Raw genomic sequence first — 16,884 nt, 5'->3', positions numbered from 1 at the left:
CGCCCCGAGTCGCCCGAGCGATCAGTAGAGCCATGGCGGTCCTCTCCTGTGCGGCGCGGCGCCCGTGGCCCGGCCACGGGCGCCGCGCGGGGATCAGCGGGCCGCTGCCGGATGTGGCGAGCCGGCGGCGACGCGCGAGCTGGCCACCGGCGCGGGCGGCGGTGCCCCGTAGGTGACCCGCACGCCGCGTTCCTGTGCGGCGCGGACGATTCCGGGCATGGCCCGCTCGGCGAGGGCCGAGATGGTGAGTGCCGGGTTGACGGTGAGCGCGCCGGGCACCGCCGAGCCGTCGGTGACGAAGATGCCGGGATGGTTGCGCAGCTCGTGCCCGTCGTCCAGGGCGGACGTCTCCGGATCGTCGCCGATCCGGCAGGACGCCAGCGGGTGCACGGTGTACGCGCCGACCAGGTCATTTGTCCACGGCATGACCTTCGCGAGGCCGTCGCGTTCGAGGATGTCCCGTACGTCGGCGTCGGCGAGCCCCCAGCCGCGCAGGGTGTTGGACGTCGGCCGGTAGCTCAGCGGGCCGTGGCCGAGCATCTGCTGCGAGAAGCGGCGCGCGTTGCCGGTCTCCGGTGGTGCCCCGAACACGCCCTCGTTGTCGTCCTCGGACATCGTGAAGATGGTGAGCCAGGACTTCCACTTGCGAAGGAAGTCCTTCTTGTCGACGCCGAACCAGGTGGGGCCGCTGGCGTCCGGGGCCTGTGCCAGGATCGTGCCCAGCCCGGGCGGGAAGTAGAGCTGCTCCAGCGAGTACCGCTCGTACTCCGGAAGGTCCGGGTCGAGCCGGTCCCAGCTCGCCACGACCGGTCCACGGCCGATCTGGTGCGCCTCGTACGGCACCCCGTCCGGACGGCTCAGCCCCAGCACCTCACGGACCTTGTCCTCGTCGAACGCGGCGGTGTTGAGGCGTTCGCCGTTGCCGGAGAAGTAGCGCCCGACAGCATGCGGCATGCGGCCCAGCGTCGCCTCCGACCGTTGCAGGATGACCGGCGTCGCGCCCGCGCCGGCAGCCAAGATGACGATCTTCGCGTCGATCGCGCCGGTGTCGTGCAACACCCGGTAATCCTCGTCGTCGACGATCCGGAAGTGCACCCGGTAGCCGCCGTCGTCGGTGCGGGACAGGTGCTGCACCTCGTGCAGCGGACGGATCTGCGCTCCGTGGGCGACGGCACCCGGCAGGTAGTTGAGCAGCAACGACTTCTTCGCGTCGAAGCGGCAGCCGGCCATCATCCAGTTGCAGTTGGTGCACTCGTCGACGTTCACCGCCGACGGCACCGGGTTGGCCGTCCGGCCGGCGTGTGCGCAGGCCGCCGCCCACAGTCCGCCGCCGTACGGCACCGTCTCCCAGCCCTGCGGCGTCACCGGCAGGGACTCGGTGACCACGTCGTACCAGGGGTCGAGGGTGTCCCGGTTGATGGCCGCAGGCCACATGCGGCGGCCGATGCTGCCGCGCCGCTCGAAGACGAAGCGCGGCGCGCGCGGCATGGTGGCGAAGTAGACCACGCTGCCACCGCCCACGCAGTTGCCGCTGAGCACGCTCATCCCGTCGCCGACCACGAAGTCGAAGATCCGGGTGTACGAGGCGCCCAGCTTGAAGTCGTGGTCGAACTCGTCGGCGTCCAACCACGGTCCTCGTTCGAGGACGACCACACGGGCCCCGCCGGCGGCCAGGTGGTAGGCGGCGATCGCCCCACCGAAACCACTGCCGATCACGACGACGTCGGTGCTCTCGATACTGGTCATGAAGGGCTCCCCGTCGTGGTGGTCCGCGGGTGGAGGGCGGCGAGTTGCCGTCCGTACGAGAACTGTCCGAAGCGCCAGAGGCCGTCCGGCCCGGGCGGCGCGTATCCGATGGTCATCAGGCCGGGGTGACCCTCGGCGAGGGCCTGCGGCGTGCTCAGGTGCGCGGCGCTGTCGAAGGCCATGTTGCTGAACAGGGCCATCCCCACCCAGATGCTCTTCTCCGGGTGCTCCGGGGCGGTGAGGATCTGCACCAGTGCCGCCCGGTGCGAATAGTCCAGCGCGACGAACGCGGGCAGGTCGGCGTCCAGGTCCAGACCGCGCTCCGCCGCGTACTCCGCCGCGTGCCCGTTCAGGAGCGCCACCAGGCCGTCCAGCGATTCGGCGAGACCGCCGGCCGGGTGGGTGAGCATGTCGAGGGCGCCGGACGCGACCGCGCCTCCGCCGGTGGAAACCCCGGCAATCGCACGGTCCTCGGGAAAGCGTTTCTCGCCCGGAATGATCGTGTCGGCAAACGCCTCGAGCGTCATCGTCCAGCCGTGGGATTCGGGTTCGGAACTCATCACGTCACCTCCTCGACGGGACTCTTTCCGGCGTCTGCCGGCCGTTTGTGCCCGCCGTCTACGGATTCCTGGGCGGGCTGTCGGCCTGCGGCCGTGGGTGGATCGCCCGGCGGCGCCGGGGCGCGTCAGCCCGTCCGCTGCCGCCACATCGTGCGATCGGCGTCGCACGCCACGCATCTCCCGGCGTGCGCAGGAATACGGTCGGGCAACAGCGCGCGGAATCGTCTGTGCGGTAACCGGGCCGCGCCGGTATTCCCCGACGTCGAAGCGATATGGATAGCACACAGGTAAACGCGATGAATGGCAGCGGGAGTGGTCGTCGTGAAACGCCGGACGCCGGTGTTTCTCCGAGCGTGCTCTGACCGCCACGAACGCTTGCGGCGCCGTCCGTGCCGCCAGTATCCAGGTCCACAGGCACCCTCGCGCCGAGTGCGGCGCGGCCCGTGCACGAGGAGGACGGCATGGTCGCCAGACGCATCGCGGCGTCGGTCGCGCAGCGGCAGGTCAAGTACGTCACGCCGGTGCCGGTCGGCGCCGCCACCGGGCTGCTGCGGACCGTCTACCAGCAGACCGCGGACGAGATGGGCCTGGTCAGCCCGCCTGTGCAACTGCACTCGCCGGTGCCGGAGTTGGCCGCCGCGTACTGGATGCTCATGCGTGAGCCGATGCTGCCGAGCAACACCATCGGCCGCGACGTCAAGGAGGCGGTGGCGACTGCCGTCTCCACCGCCAACATCTGCCCCTACTGCGTCGACATGCACAGCACCGGCATGTACGACCTGACCGGCGAGCACGACGCCGAGGCGTTGGTCGCCGACCGCATCGAGGAACTGCGCGACGGGGGCCTGCGGTCGCTGGCGGCCTGGGCGCGTACCGCCGCCGAGCCGGGGCGGGCTCCGCTGCCCGCGCCGTTCGACGACCGGCACCGCCCGGAGTTGGTCGGCGTCCTGGTCGCCATGCACTACCTGACCCGGATGGTGAATGTCTTCCTGTCCAGCTTCCTGCTGCCGCCGCGGCTCAGCCCGGAGGCGCGGCGCCGGTTCAAGCGCGGGGTCAGTCGCGTGCTGCGTCCGACGCTGCGGCAGCCGCGCGCCGCCGGACTGTCCGTGCCGCTGCTGCCCGACGCGCCGCTGCCGCCCGACGCCGACTGGGCCCGTACCAGCCCCACGGTGGCTGCCGCGGTGGCCCGTTCCGCCGCCGTGTTCGACGCGGCCGGCGCGCGGTCGGTGTCCCCGGCGGTCCGACAGGTGGTCCTGGATCGTCTTGCCGACTGGCAGGGGGAGGAGACCGGGTTGAGCCGGCGCTGGTGCGATCTCCTGGTCGCCGACCTGGAGCCCGCCGACCGTGCGGCCGGACGGCTCGCCCTGCTCACCGCCGTGGCTTCCTACCAGGTCGACGAGGACGTGGTGACCGCCTTCCGGGACCAGCATTCCGACGACGTCGCCCTTGTGGAGCTGACAGCCTGGGCGAGCTTCGCCGCGGCCCGCCGGGTCGGCGCCTGGCACCGGGCGACCGGGTGACCGGCCCAGGCGCCGAGGAGCGCACCCGGGACGCCCGCAGCCCGCCTGAGGCGTCACAGCGCACGGCAGGAGACGCCCCGCCACGCAGGCGCGTACGACGATGGGGCCGTCTTACCCGACACCGGGGCAGGAGGAACCATGCCGACCGTAATGGGTGCAGTGCGCAGCCTGATGATGACGCCGTCCATGGCGGAGGTCAGCTTCCAGCGTAGGGGCTTCCCCCCGGCGCCCGAGGACGTGACCCGCCGATTGGAGGCGATCCCGCAGGCGGTGATCTGCGGCTTCGAGTGGGGCATCGACGTGCGCGAGTTGTGGGAGTTGGAACGGCGCCTCGAACTGGTCGACCCGGAGCAGCGAGGCTTCGCCTACGAGGGCGCCACGATGGCGTGCACCGTCCGGGACGCGATGGCCGGCGGCCGAGGGCGGCGCACCGAGGCGCTGCTGCGGGGGCCGGGGCGCCGGCACATCTTCCTCGCGTACATCGGCATCGGGTTCGCCATGGCCCGGCTGCCCCGGCCGCTGTGGGCCCGGGTGCTGCCCGACCTGCCGGACGTGCCCTACCACCCGACGATGAGTTGGCTGGCCGTCGACGGCCTGGGCTTCGACCGTGCCTACTTCGACACGCCGCGCTGGGTCGACGGGCAGCGCCGGCCGAAGCCGTACCCGTGGGACGGCCACCCGGAGTACTTCGCGCGCGCCTGGGACCAGGGTGTCGGTCGCGCACTCTGGTTCATCCACGGTGGACAGGTGCCGCAGGTCGTCGCCGCCGTGGACCGCTTCGCCGCGGCACGCCGGGCGGATCTCTGGAGCGGCGTCGGGCTCGCCGCCACCTTCGCCGGTCAGTGCGGCCCCGACGGGCTCGCGGCGCTGCGCCGCCAGGCCGGTGGGCACGCGCGGGATCTGGCCCAGGGCGCCGTCTTCGCCGCGAAGGCGCGCACCTGGGCGGGCACGGTGCCCGCGCACACCGAGGCCGGCGTGCGCGCGCTGGCGGACCTGTCCGCCGACGCCGCAGGGGCGCTGGCCGACGACGTGGTGGTCGATTCCACCGCCCCGGCCGCGGAGCCGCACTACGAGACCTGGCGCAGCCTGGTCCGCGATCGGTTGCCGGTCGACGCGTCGTTGCGGCACGGCTGACGGAGCGCTTGCCCCACGCCGTTGTCGCGAAATTGCCGAACGCCTGCTCGGCACATTCGAAGAAGCAGTTTCCGTCGATTACTTGGGACGATTTCCCCGGAAACTCTTTCCGATTGGCGCGACGATGCAGGGAGCGTTTCATGGGTGTGTCCGGGAAGCTGAGGCGGCGAATACTGACGCCGGACGTTTCGGAGACGAAACTCGACGTACGAGGTTTCCACGTCAAGAACCCGCAGGCACGTGAGCTGCTGGAGACGGTCGGCGCCAGCTTCCTGCGCGGCTTCGGGTACGCCGCCGAGGCGTCCGCCGTGGCAGACGCCGAACGGGAGTTGGAAAGTGTGCCTTTCCGATTCCGCGGATTCGCCTACGAGGGCGCGGCGATGGGATTCGCGATCCGGGACGGGCTGCGTCTCGGTCGACCCCGGTACGTGTCGGAGATGCTGGCCGGGCGCGGTGACGCGCACGTCTACATGGCGTACGTCGGGGTGGGCTGGGCGATGGCCCGGCTGCCCCGGCTGCGCTGGTCCACCCTCACCGCCCCGGACCGGTTGCTGCGCTGGCTGGTACTGGACGGCTACGGCTTCCACCAGGCCTACTTCCACACCGACAGGTACGTGCGGCAGCAGTACCGCGAGAAGAACTTCCCCTGGCCGCTCGACGAGTACCGCTGGTACGCCGACCACGCCATCGACCAGGGCATCGGCCGGGCACTGTGGTTCGTCGGCGGCACCGACCCCGGCGAGGTCGCGCGCATGATCGAGGCGTACCAGCCAGAACGCCGAGCTGACCTCTGGAGCGGCACCGGGCTCGCCGCCACCTACGCCGGTGGCGGCGACGAGGAGGAGCTGCGGGCACTGTGGCGCCTCGCCGGCGAGCACCGGCCACAGCTAGCCCAGGGGGCCGCGTTCGCCGCCGGCGCGCGTGTACGGGCCGGGTTGCTCGGCCCGCACACCGAACTGGCCACCCAGATCTTCTGCGGGATGTCGGCGGAACAGGCGCAGAAGGTGACCGACGAGGCGCTGGTCGATCTGCCCGACGGCGAATCCCTGCCGTCCTGGGAGATCTGGCGGCAGCGCATCACCGCATCGTTCGTGTCGCTCGGGCAGTGCTGACGCCCCGTACGACGACTCACGCAGGACCCCGGCCGGCGACGGCCGGGTTCAGGTACAAGGAGGGTCCTGAGCACATGACAAGAATCGCCATCGTGGGCATGGCATGCCGATACCCGGACGCGACCTCACCACGCGAGTTGTGGGAAAACGCGATCGCGGGACGCCGAGCCTTCCGCCGCATGCCCGACGAACGCATGTCCCTCGACGAGTACTGGGACGCCGACCCGAAGGCCCCGGACAAGTTCTACTCCCGCAACGCCGCCGTGATCGAGGGGTACGAGTTCGACCGGATCGCCTACAAGGTGGCCGGCAGCACCTACCGCTCCACGGACCTGACCCACTGGCTGGCTCTGGACGTCGCGGCGATGGCCCTGGCCGACGCCGGTTTCCCGATGGCCGAGGGGGTGCCGCGCGAGCGGACCGGCGTGATCGTCGGCAACAGTCTGACCGGCGAGTTCTCCCGCGCGAACCAGCTGCGCCTGCGCTGGCCTTTCGTGCGGCGCATGGTGGCCGCCGCCCTGAAGGACCAGAACTGGGACGACGACCAGCTCACGACGTTCCTCGACGACTTCGAGTCCACATTCAAGAGCCCGTTCCCGGAGATCGACGAGGACACCCTGGCCGGCGGCTTGTCGAACACCATCGCCGGGCGGATCTGCAACCACTTCGACCTCAAGGGCGGCGGCTACACCGTCGACGGAGCCTGTTCGTCCTCGCTGCTGTCGGTGGCGACGGCCTGCAAGGGTCTGGTGGACGGGGAACTCGACGTCGTCGTCGCCGGCGGTGTCGACCTCTCGATCGACCCGTTCGAGGTGATCGGCTTCGCCAAGACCGGCGCCCTCGCCACCGGCGAGATGCGGGTGTACGACCAGGGCTCCAACGGGTTCTGGCCCGGTGAGGGCTGCGGCATGGTGGTGCTGATGCGCGAGGACGAGGCACGCCGCGCCGGGCACCGCATCTACACGACGATCGCCGGTTGGGGCATCTCCTCCGACGGCAAGGGCGGGATCACCCGCCCCGAGGTCAGCGGCTACCAGCTGGCCCTCCGGCGGGCATACGAGCGGGCCGGCTTCGGCGTCGAGACCGTCGCGCTGTTCGAGGGCCACGGCACGGGCACGGCGGTGGGCGACGCCACCGAGCTACGGGCGTTGACGCTGGCCCGCCGGTCGGCTGGCCCGGCCGCCGCCCCCGCCGCGATCAGCTCGGTCAAGGGCATGATCGGCCACACCAAGGCGGCTGCCGGGGTGGCCGGCCTGATCAAGGCCGCCATGGCCGTGCACCACCGGGTGCTGCCGCCGGCCATCGGCTGCGTGGAGCCGCACGACCTGCTCACCGAGGACGGGGCCGCGCTGCGGGTGCTGCGCAAGGCCGAGCCCTTCCCGACCGACGTGCCGGTCCGGGCCGGTGTCACCGCGATGGGCTTCGGCGGAATCAACACCCACATCGTGCTGGAGAACACCGACGCCCGCCGTCGCGGCCGGTTGGACACCCGCACAGCCGCGCTGGCCTCGTCCCTGCAGGACGTCGAGCTGCTGGTCGTGGACGCGTCGACCCTGGACGAGCTGGGTGAGCGGATCGACCAGCTGTTGGCGTTCGTGCCCGGCGTCGCGTACGGCCAGCTCGCCGACCTGTCGGCCACCCTGCACCAGGAGCTGCGCGACCTGCCGTTCCGGGCGGCGACGGTGGTGTCCTCACCGGAGGACGCCGAGCGGCGGCTGCGGACACTGCGCGAGAAGATCACCTCCGGTGAGACGAGCTACTTCGGCTCGGACGGCCGGTGCTTCCTCGGCCACGCCACCGGCCCCGGCCGGATCGGTTACCTCTTCCCCGGGCAGGGCTCCGGTCGCGGCCTCAGCGGAGGCGCGCTGCGGCGACGCTTCGCCGAAGCCGAGGAGGTGTACGTGCGGGCTGCCCTGCCGGTGGGCGCCGACGCGGTGGCGACGGAGGTGGCTCAGCCGCGCATCGTCACCGGTTCGATGGCCGGCCTGCGGGTGCTGGACACCCTGGGCTTGGAGGCGACGGTGGCGGTCGGGCACAGCCTCGGCGAGCTGTCCGCGCTGCACTGGGCCGACGCGATGCAGGAGGAGGACCTGCTGCGGGTGGCCGCCGTCCGCGGCTCGACGATGAGCCGGCACAGCGCGTCCGGCACGATGGCCGGCATCAGCGCCTCGGCGGACGCCGTCGCGCAGCTCATCGCCGGCACGTCGGTGGTGATCGGCGGGCACAACGGGCCGAACCAGACGGTGGTCGCCGGGTCGGTGGACGAGATCGAGGCCGTGTGCGAGCGCGCCCGGCAGGCGGGCGTCGGCGCGACCCGGCTGAACGTCTCGCACGCCTTCCACTCCCCGCTCGTGGCGCCGGCCGCAGCCACGTTCGCCGCCACGCTTGCCGACGAGCGGTTCGGTCCGGTGACCCGCCGGGTCGTCTCCACGGTGACCGGTGACGCGCTGTCGGCCGACACCGACGTGCGGGCGCTGCTGCACCGGCAGATCACCGACCCGGTGCTGTTCGCCCAGGCCGTGACCGTGGCGGCCAAGGACATCGACCTCTTCGTCGAGGTCGGCCCAGGCCGGGTGCTCACGGGGCTGGCCACGGCGATCACCGACACCCCCGCGGTCGCCCTGGACACCGACAGCGAGTCGCTGGCCGGGCTGCTCGGGGTGGTCGGCGCGGCGTACGTGGTCGGCGCCCCGGTGAACGAGGCCCCGCTGTTCCACGGCCGGCTGGTGCGTCCGCTGCGGCTGGGGCAGGAGTTCAGCTTCTTCGCCAGCCCGTGCTCGGCCGCACCGCCGGTCCACCTGCCGGCCCGTACCCGGCCGCTCGGGGCGGCGACGGAAACGACGGCGTCCCTGCCCGGTATCGCGCAGGCACCCGTGCCCGGCGGCGCTTCGGAACCGGCAATCGAACTGCTCCGACGTCTCGCGGCCGAGCGCGCCGAGCTGCCGTTGGAACTCGTCCATCAGGACAGCCGGCTCCTCGACGACCTGCACCTGAGCTCGATCACCGTCGGCCAGGTCGTCAACCAGGTCGCGGCGCAGCTCGCGGTGCCGCCGGCGCAGACACCGACGAACTTCGCCACCGCCACGGTGCGGGAGTTGGCCGAGGCGCTCGACACCCTCGCGCAGACGGCGCAGCCGGGCGACGCGGCGGCGGGCGCGCCGGTCGCGGGCGCCGCCGGGTGGGCCCGGCCGTGGTCGGTCGACCTCGACGAGGTGCCACTGCCGCCGCCGGTCCCGACGGGACAGCGCGGCACGTGGCAGATGTACGCGGACGCGTCAGATCCGCTCGGCCCGGCGCTGCGTACGGCGCTGGAGTCGGCCGGGGTCGGCGGCGGAGTGCTGGTCTGCCTACCGTCGGGGTGCACCGAGGACCAGGTCGGGCTGGCGCTCGACGGGGCGAAGGCAGCGCTGGCCGGCGTCGCGGGCGACCGGTTCGTGCTCGTCCAGCGGGACCGGGGCGCGGCCGGGCTGGCCAAGACTCTGCGGCTGGAGGCGCCACGGCTGCGGGTGACAATCGTGCACCTGCCGGTCGGCGACGCCGAGGTCGAGCGGGTGGTTGCCGAGGTGGCCGCGACGGGCGAGTTCACCGAGGCGTACTACGACGAGGCGGGGGTTCGCCGGGTTCCGACGCTGCGGGTGCTGCCCGTCGAGCCGACCCGTACCGACCTGCCGCTGGCCGCCACTGACGTGCTGCTGGTGAGCGGCGGCGGCAAGGGCATCACCGCCGAGTGCGCGCTCGCCGTCGCCGTCGACACCGGTGCGGCGCTGGCGCTGCTCGGGCGCAGCGACCCGGCGCAGGACGCCGAGCTGGAGGCGAACCTGAAGCGGATGGCCGATGCCGGCGTGCGGGTGCGGTACGCCCGCGCCGACGTCACCGACGCCGACGAGGTCAAGCGGGCCGTCGACGAGATGGTGGCGGAGCTGGGTCCGGTCACCGGCGTGCTGCACGGCGCGGGACGCAACGAGCCGGCGGCGATCACGCAGCTGGACCGCGACGCCTTCCGGCGTACCTTCGCTCCCAAGATCGACGGTCTGCGCGCGGTGCTCGCCGCCGTCGACCCGGCCCGGCTGCGGTTGCTTGTCACCCTGGGCAGCATCATCGGTCGTGCCGGTCTGCGGGGCGAGGGGCATTACGCCACCGCGAACGAGTGGCTGGCCGACCTCACCCGAGAGTTCGGTCGCGAACACCCGCAATGCCGTACCCGGTGTCTGGAGTGGTCGGTCTGGTCCGGGGTCGGCATGGGGGAGCGGCTGTCGGTGGTGGAGTCGCTGACCCGCGACGGCGTCACGCCGATCACTCCCGACCAGGGCATCGCGATCCTGCGCCGGCTCCTGTCGGACCAGGACAGCCCGGACCGGGTGGTCATCAGTGGCCGTACGGAGGGCGTCGACACGGTCCGGTACGACCTGCCCGAGCTGCCGCTGCTGCGTTTCGTCGAACGTCCGCTGATCCGCTACCACGGGGTGGAGCTGGTGTCCGAGGTCGCGCTCAACGCGGGCACCGACCGCTACCTGGCCGACCACCTGCTCGACGGCAACCTGCTCTTCCCGGCGGTCTTCGGCATGGAGGCCATGGCGCAGGTCACCGCCGCGCTCACCGGCGACGAAGCGGTGCCGGTGATCGAGCGGGCCGAGTTCCTCCGTCCGGTGGTGGTGCCACCGGACGGCACCACCACGATCCGGATCGCGGCGGTGGTGACCGGCCCGGACACGGTGGAGGTGGCGCTGCACAGCGAGGAGACCGGATTCGTGGTCGACCACTTCCGGGCACAGTTGCGCACCGGCGCCGTCGCCGTCGCCGACGGGCCGCCCGCCCAGGTCCACGACGAACTGCCGACGGTGCCTCTGGACCCGGCCGCCGAGCTGTACGGCCCGGTGCTGTTCCAGGGCGACCGCTTCCAGCGCCTGCGCCGCTATCACCGGGTCGCCGCCCGCGACGTCGACGTTGCGGTGGCGGTGGACCCGACGACGGACTGGTTCGCCGGGTTCCTGCCGGGTCGGCTCCTGCTGGGCGACCCGGGCACCCGGGACGCGCTGATGCACGGACTTCAGGTCTGTGTGCCCGACGCGACCCTGCTGCCGGCCGGGATCGCCCGGGTCCAGGCGGCCGGGCCAGCCGTGTTCGACGCCGAAGGGCTGCGCTTCTGCGCCACCGAACGGCAGCGTGACGGGGACACCTACGTCTACGACGTGGTGCTGCGCGACGGTGCCGGGAAACCCTTGGAGCGCTGGGAGGGGCTGCGTCTGCGGGCGGTACGCAAGAACGACGGCCGCGGACCGTGGGCGCCGCCGCTGCTCGGCCCCTACCTGCAGCGTACGGTGGCCGATCTCCTCGGGGTCGACGTGGCCACCGCCGTGGAGCCGGACGGCGAGGCGGCGTCCGGCGACTTCGTAGCCGCCCGTCGGGCGCAGACCGCGACGGCCGTCAGCCGGGCCTGCGGCGAGCCGGTGCCGGTGCGATACCGGCCGGACGGTCGGCCGGAGCTCGACGATGGTCGCGTGGTGTCGAGCAGCCACGGCGCCGGGGTGACCCTGGCCGTGGTGGCCGACGGTCCCGTCGCCTGCGACCTGGAACTGGTCGAGGAGCGTCCGGACTCGGTATGGCAGGGCCTGCTCGGGCAGCACCTCGCGCTGGCGGAGGCGATCCGCGAGGCGACAGGTGAGGACCTGTCGACCGCCGCCACCCGTGCCTGGACCGCCGTCGAGTGCCTGCAGAAGGTCGGCCACACCAACCGGGAGCCGCTGACGCTGCTGTCCACGCCACGTCCGGGGTGGACGGTGTTCGCCGCGGCTGGCCACCGCATCGCCGTGACGGCGACGACCCTGCGCGACGTCGGCGGACCCGTCGTGATCGCGGTGCTGACCGAGGGGAGCCACTGACCGTGGAGAGCTACTACGAGATCCGGCACACCGTCGGGTTCGAGGAGACGAACATCGTCGGGAACGTCTACTACGTCAACTACCTGCGCTGGCAGGGACGGTGCCGGGAGATGTTCCTGCGGGAGCGGGCCCCGGCGATCCTGGCCGACCTTCAGGACGATCTCAAGCTGTTCACCCTCCGGGTGGACTGCGAGTTCTTCGCCGAGATCACCGCTTTCGACGACCTCGCCATCCGGATGCGCCTGGTCGAGCTGGCGCAGACGCAGATCGAGTTCGGTTTCGACTACGTCCGGCTCGACGCCGACGGCACGGAGACGCTTATCGCCCGCGGCAGTCAACGCGTGGCCTGCATGCGCGGCCCGAACACTCGAACCCTTCCGGCCCGGGTGCCGGAGGCACTCGCCCGCGCACTCGAGCCGTACCAACGCGCACCCGTCCGCGGGTGAGGCGTCCGAGCCGATAGGAGGCGCTCATGGATATTCATGCCAGGCCGCCCGCTCAGGTGACCGACGCGAAACTGCTCCGGCGGGCCTTCGGGGCGTTCGCCACCGGCGTCACGGTGGTGACGGTCGGCGGCGCCACCCCGCACGGGATGACAGCCAACTCGTTCGCCACCGTGTCTCTCGAACCGCCGCTGGTGCTGATCTGCGTGGGTCGGGAGGCGGTCATGCACCAGGTGCTGTCCCGCGCCGGCGTCTTCGCCGTCTCGGTGCTGGCCGCCGAGCAGGAGGCCGTGGCGCGCTACTTCGCCGACCGCCGTCGGCCGCTGGGCCGGGAGCAGTTCGCCAGCGTCGACTGGCTGCCCGGACCCCAGACGGGCGCCCCGCTGATCAGCGGGGCGCTCGCCCACTTCGAGTGTGAGTTGCGGCGGACGTACGAGGGGGGCGACCACAGCATCTTCCTGGGGGAGCTGCTGTCGATGGACCGCAGTCTCGAGAACGACGCGCTGCTGTTCGTCAACGGCGGCTTCCGGCAGGTCGAACCCAAGCGAAGCGATGTGGCGATATGACTCTCGACCAGATACGCCGGCGCGTACCGCCGGGGCCACCCCGGACCGCGACGTTGCGTCTGCTCGCGGCGATGCGGCGGGACCGGCTCAGCATGCTCACCACCGCCGCGGCACAGTACGGCGACGCCGTCCGGCTGCCGGTCGGGCCGATCACCCTCTACCTGTTCAACCATCCTGACCACGCCAAGCACGTGCTTGCCGACAACAGCGCCAATTACCACAAGGGCGTCGGCCTGCGACACGCCAAGCGGGCGCTCGGCGACGGCCTGCTCACCAGTGAGGGTGAGCTCTGGCGCAAGCAGCGTCGCGTCATCCAACCGACGTTCCAGAGCCGTCGCGTCGCCGCCATGGCGCCGGTGATCGCCGAGGAGGGGGCGCTGCTCGTCGAGCGTCTGCGTCGGTACGCGGGGCAGGGGCCGGTGGACGTGGTCCAGGAGATGACCGGGTTGACCCTCGGGGTGCTGGGCCGGGCTCTGCTGGACGCGGACGCCAGTGCCTTCGGGTCGGTGGGTGCGTCCTTCGCCGCGGTGCAGGATCAGGCGATGTTCGAGCTGGAGACGCTGAGTGCCGTTCCCACGTGGATTCCCCTACCGCGACAGGTGCGGTTTCGGCGTGCCCGTCGGGACCTGGAGCGGGTCGTGGACCGGCTCGTGGCCGATCGCGACCCCGCCGGCGACGGGCGTGACGACGTGCTGTCCCGGCTCGTCGTGTCCACGGCGGCCGAGGAGGACCGGCGGGTCGGGCGGCAGCGGCTGCGTGACGAGCTGGTCACGCTGATGCTGGCCGGGCACGAGACGACGGCCAGCACGTTGAGCTGGACGCTCTACCTCGTCGACAAGCACCCCGAGGTCCGTGAGAGGTTGCGGGCCGAGGTGACGTCCGCGCTCGGTGACCGGCCGCCCACGTACGAGGACCTGCACCGTCTTCCCTACACGACATCGGTGGTGGAGGAGGCTATGCGGCTGTACCCGCCGGTGTGGTTGCTGCCCCGCCTCGCGCTGAAGGACGACGAGGTCAACGGCTACCACGTGCCCGCCGGATCGGATGTGCTGATCAGCCCGTACACCCTGCATCGGCACCCTGATCTGTGGGACGAGCCGGAGCGGTTCGACCCGGACCGCTTCGACCCGGATCGGCCGACCGACCGGCCCCGGTACGCCTACATACCGTTCGGCGCCGGGCCCCGGTTCTGCGTGGGTAATCACCTCGGGATGATGGAGGCGACCTTCGTCATCGCGATGCTGGTGCGCGAGTTGGACCTGGTCCTGAAGCCGGGTTACCCGGTGACAGCCGAGCCGATGCTGTCCCTGCGGGTGCGGGGCGGCCTGCCGATGACGGTCCGACCGGTGCACTGACGGTTGGACCCGCACGTGGCCGGCGCCTACGGGCGCCGGCCACGTCGTTGTCCGCCCGTCGCGCCCGTTGGACCCTCGGGTACCGCTGCGGGCATTCAGCCAGCTTTCGGCCCAGCTCGACCGCCGTGTGGGGTAGACACGCGTGTGGCCGGCCACCGGAGAACCGGTGGCCGGCCCACAGGGCGCCGGCGGGTGGTCAGGCCGCCAGGGGGTACCGCTCCGGCAGCGTCCGACCGGCCCGTGCGAGGGCCGTCTTGCGTACGTCGAGCAGGGCGAGCAGCACGGGCGGGTCGAGGGAGCGCATCGGTCGCAGGGCGAGGTCGGCGTTCTCGATGACCGTCGAATGCCCGATGCTGATCGGGCCGACCGTGCCCGCGGCCAGGCCCACGCCGCGCAACGACACCGCCTCGACGGCCTGCTCGGCGCTTTCCTCGACGGAGTGGGCGAGCAGGTACCACGATCCTGGCGGCACCTTGTCGAGCAGGAACCCACCCGGTTCGTCCAGCACCGTGCAGCTCACCGGTCGGCCCTCCGGTATGCGTTCGTGGAACAGGCCGATGAATGTGAGGCCGGGTCGGTCCGCGTCGGCGGGGGTCACGGTGCCCCGGACGACGCCTGTGGTCTTCGTCGGGTCGAGGTCGGTCTCGGGCTGGATCTGGGGCGCGATGCCCCGCATCCGGCGATAGGTGGTCGGGGAGAGCCCCACGCTTCGGGTGAACCGGGAGCTGAACGTGCCGACGCTTGTGTAACCCACCCGGAGGCTGATGTCCGACACGTTGAATGATGTGGAGGTCAGCAGTTCCTTTGCCTGTTCGAGTCGAAGGGCCGACAGGAACCTGCCGGGGGACACCCCGGTCACCCGCTGGAAGATTCGCGAGAAGTGGAACTTGCTGAACATCGCGACGCGGGCCATGTCGTCGATTGTGAGTTGTTCACCGAGGTTGTCGTGCATGGCGGCGATGACGCGCTCGACGGCTTTTTCTGCAGATTTGTCCATGACCTCTGTACCTCCCCAGTTAAAGGTCTGTGTCAACGGCGGGGGATAAGGCGAGCCAGTGGCGAACGCAGCCCGTGCAATTCCAGCGGGGATCCACTGACGAATTGCCGGATTGCTGGCCCTATTCCCTGGGGATGAAGTGCGGCGCGTGGGTGGTCCTTGAAACGCCACGCGCACGTTCTTCCCCCCGTCGTAGCGCCGAGTGACGGAAATTGATGTTAGTTGCGAAGGCCCTCGGCGGCAATAGCTCATCCGGGACACCCGCAGGCGGGACTGGCCGCGCGTGGGTGCCGGACCGCCCGAGTCCCTTCTGAGCTGGGAAAACGTCCTCCTGGTGGGGGTGCGCAGCAGGCAAAGAGAGCAATCATTCAGAAAGGAGAAGTTGGCAATTTCCACTATCCGGTAATTTCTACGGAGCGTGACGCTCGATCTTCTTGGCGACTGCGTGCAACTTCCGTTGAGGTGGCGTGCCGTGCCCGTTGAGCAGGCATTTCGCGGCAGTTACGCACAGTGCTAGTGCAGCGACCTTGGGTTAAAGGCGAATGATGCCGCTACTGGTCAAGTGTCCGGAATTCCCCTCGGATGCTGTCGGGAGGGCGACGCTTCGGCAGCCCTGTCGCTCCCAGGTAGGGTGTGGCAACATGAGCCAAGGTCATCGCTGAACAACTGATGGAGTTCGATGAAAATCTCGAATCTCAGCAGGCAGAGCGGTGTCTCCGTGGCAACCATCAAGTTCTACCTCCGTGAGCGGCTCCTTCCGCCTGGCACGCCCACAGCCCGCAACCAGGCCGAGTACGACGAGTCGCACCTTGTCCGGCTTCGGCTGATCCGCCTGCTCACCGGGATCGGGATGATGAGCCTCGCCTCGGTGCGGGAGGTGCTTGTGGCGATCGATGCCAACTGCCTGTCCCCGCAGGATCTGGCCCGGGTCGTCAACGACCGTCTGCTGCCGCAACACCCGCTGCCGGACGCGGAGGCGCGGTCGCTGCGCACCGCTCGGGAGCAGGCCGATCAGTTCATCGACACCGTCGGCTGGCAGATCTCCGCCGACGCCCGGGAGCGCGACACCCTCGCCCAGGTTCTCGCAGCCCTCCAAGGGCTCGGCTGCTCCTGCGGGGCGGAGGCGTTCGTACCGTACGCCGAGGCCGCCGAACGCCTCGCTCGCAGCACCGAGAACGTGCCTCCGGAGTCCACGGCCGCGACTGTCGTCGCCCGCACCGTGCTGCTCGAGGTGGCCTTCGCGGTGATGAGGCGCATGGCCTACGAGCACCGCCTCGCCGCCCGCCAGGCAGACCAGGGCGACTCTCCCGAGCGCTGAACGGCGCACCAGCTCGGTCCGGCCGACGGGCCGTCACGACCGAAAACGTTTCTCCAGAATTGCGAAACAGCCGTTACCGAGGTTTGCAGAGCAATTATCGAGAAGACATGCCGAGTGGCCGGGCCCGAGGATAACCAGCGTCAGGACCGCAATTCGTCCCGATGTCGTCCGTCGGCACTTCCGGCAGGGTGGCGGTGATCCGCCCCGGTCATCCAGTGCCGACTCCCGTCCATCCGCCGCGTCGTCGCCGGCGC

The 16,884-nt window shown here is 71.1% G+C and carries 11 protein-coding genes; 8 read left to right on the top strand and 3 right to left on the bottom strand.

The features are described 5' to 3' along the window. Positions 1-93: 93 nt before the first annotated feature. Both ADK66_RS28350 and ADK66_RS28345 read right to left on the bottom strand, forming a co-directional pair. Positions 94-1,746, bottom strand: a complete 1,653-nt coding sequence (locus ADK66_RS28350; protein WP_053660711.1) for an FAD-dependent oxidoreductase — start codon at positions 1,744-1,746, stop codon at positions 94-96. Then, entirely contained in the window at positions 1,743-2,306 is a 564-nt protein-coding gene (locus tag ADK66_RS28345; protein WP_053660709.1) for a DUF5987 family protein, read from the bottom strand. The genes ADK66_RS28350 and ADK66_RS28345 overlap by 4 nt, the downstream gene beginning before the upstream one ends. A gap of 461 nt (positions 2,307-2,767) precedes the next feature. Between ADK66_RS28345 and ADK66_RS28340 the strand changes: the two genes are divergently transcribed. The 7 genes from ADK66_RS28340 to ADK66_RS28310 all read left to right on the top strand — a co-directional run bounded on the left by ADK66_RS28340 (position 2,768) and on the right by ADK66_RS28310 (position 14,315). Then, positions 2,768-3,826 carry a carboxymuconolactone decarboxylase family protein gene (locus ADK66_RS28340; RefSeq protein WP_157553016.1) on the top strand — a complete coding sequence of 353 codons (1,059 nt, stop codon included), beginning with the start codon at positions 2,768-2,770 and terminating at the stop codon, positions 3,824-3,826. A gap of 138 nt (positions 3,827-3,964) precedes the next feature. Further along, the gene (locus ADK66_RS28335) at positions 3,965-4,960 is read left to right on the top strand and encodes a DUF1702 family protein (RefSeq protein ID WP_053660705.1); all 996 of its coding nucleotides are present in this window, start codon (positions 3,965-3,967) and stop codon (positions 4,958-4,960) included. 140 nt (positions 4,961-5,100) lie between these two features. After that, positions 5,101-6,072 carry a DUF1702 family protein gene (locus tag ADK66_RS28330; protein ID WP_053660703.1) on the top strand — a complete coding sequence of 324 codons (972 nt, stop codon included), beginning with the start codon at positions 5,101-5,103 and terminating at the stop codon, positions 6,070-6,072. Positions 6,073-6,146: 74 nt separating this feature from the next. Beyond that, a complete protein-coding gene (locus ADK66_RS28325) occupies positions 6,147-11,951 on the top strand; it encodes a type I polyketide synthase (protein WP_053660701.1) in 5,805 nt (1,934 codons plus the stop codon). Between the two features lie 2 nt (positions 11,952-11,953). Next, on the top strand, positions 11,954-12,397 hold the full coding sequence (locus ADK66_RS28320; protein WP_053660700.1) for a thioesterase family protein: 444 nt from the start codon (positions 11,954-11,956) through the stop codon (positions 12,395-12,397). A 26-nt stretch (positions 12,398-12,423) separates the two neighbouring features. Next, entirely contained in the window at positions 12,424-12,960 is a 537-nt protein-coding gene (locus ADK66_RS28315; RefSeq protein WP_053660698.1) for a flavin reductase family protein, read from the top strand. Continuing rightward, positions 12,957-14,315 carry a cytochrome P450 gene (locus tag ADK66_RS28310; RefSeq protein ID WP_053660696.1) on the top strand — a complete coding sequence of 453 codons (1,359 nt, stop codon included), beginning with the start codon at positions 12,957-12,959 and terminating at the stop codon, positions 14,313-14,315. The genes ADK66_RS28315 and ADK66_RS28310 overlap by 4 nt, the downstream gene beginning before the upstream one ends. Before the next feature lie 196 nt (positions 14,316-14,511). On the opposite strand, the gene ADK66_RS28305 is transcribed toward ADK66_RS28310, so the two are convergent. Further along, entirely contained in the window at positions 14,512-15,312 is an 801-nt protein-coding gene (locus ADK66_RS28305) for a helix-turn-helix domain-containing protein (protein ID WP_053660694.1), read from the bottom strand. A gap of 679 nt (positions 15,313-15,991) precedes the next feature. Here ADK66_RS28305 and ADK66_RS28300 point away from each other — a divergent pair. Next, the gene (locus tag ADK66_RS28300; protein ID WP_082377714.1) at positions 15,992-16,630 is read left to right on the top strand and encodes a MerR family transcriptional regulator; all 639 of its coding nucleotides are present in this window, start codon (positions 15,992-15,994) and stop codon (positions 16,628-16,630) included. The last annotated feature ends 254 nt before the right edge of the window (positions 16,631-16,884 follow it).

This window comes from Micromonospora sp. NRRL B-16802 (assembly GCF_001279555.1).
GTDB classification, from domain to species: Bacteria; Actinomycetota; Actinomycetes; order Mycobacteriales; family Micromonosporaceae; genus Micromonospora; species Micromonospora profundi.
The sequence above is the reverse complement of the archived record's forward strand: the minus strand, read 5'-3'. Positions and strand labels throughout refer to the sequence as shown.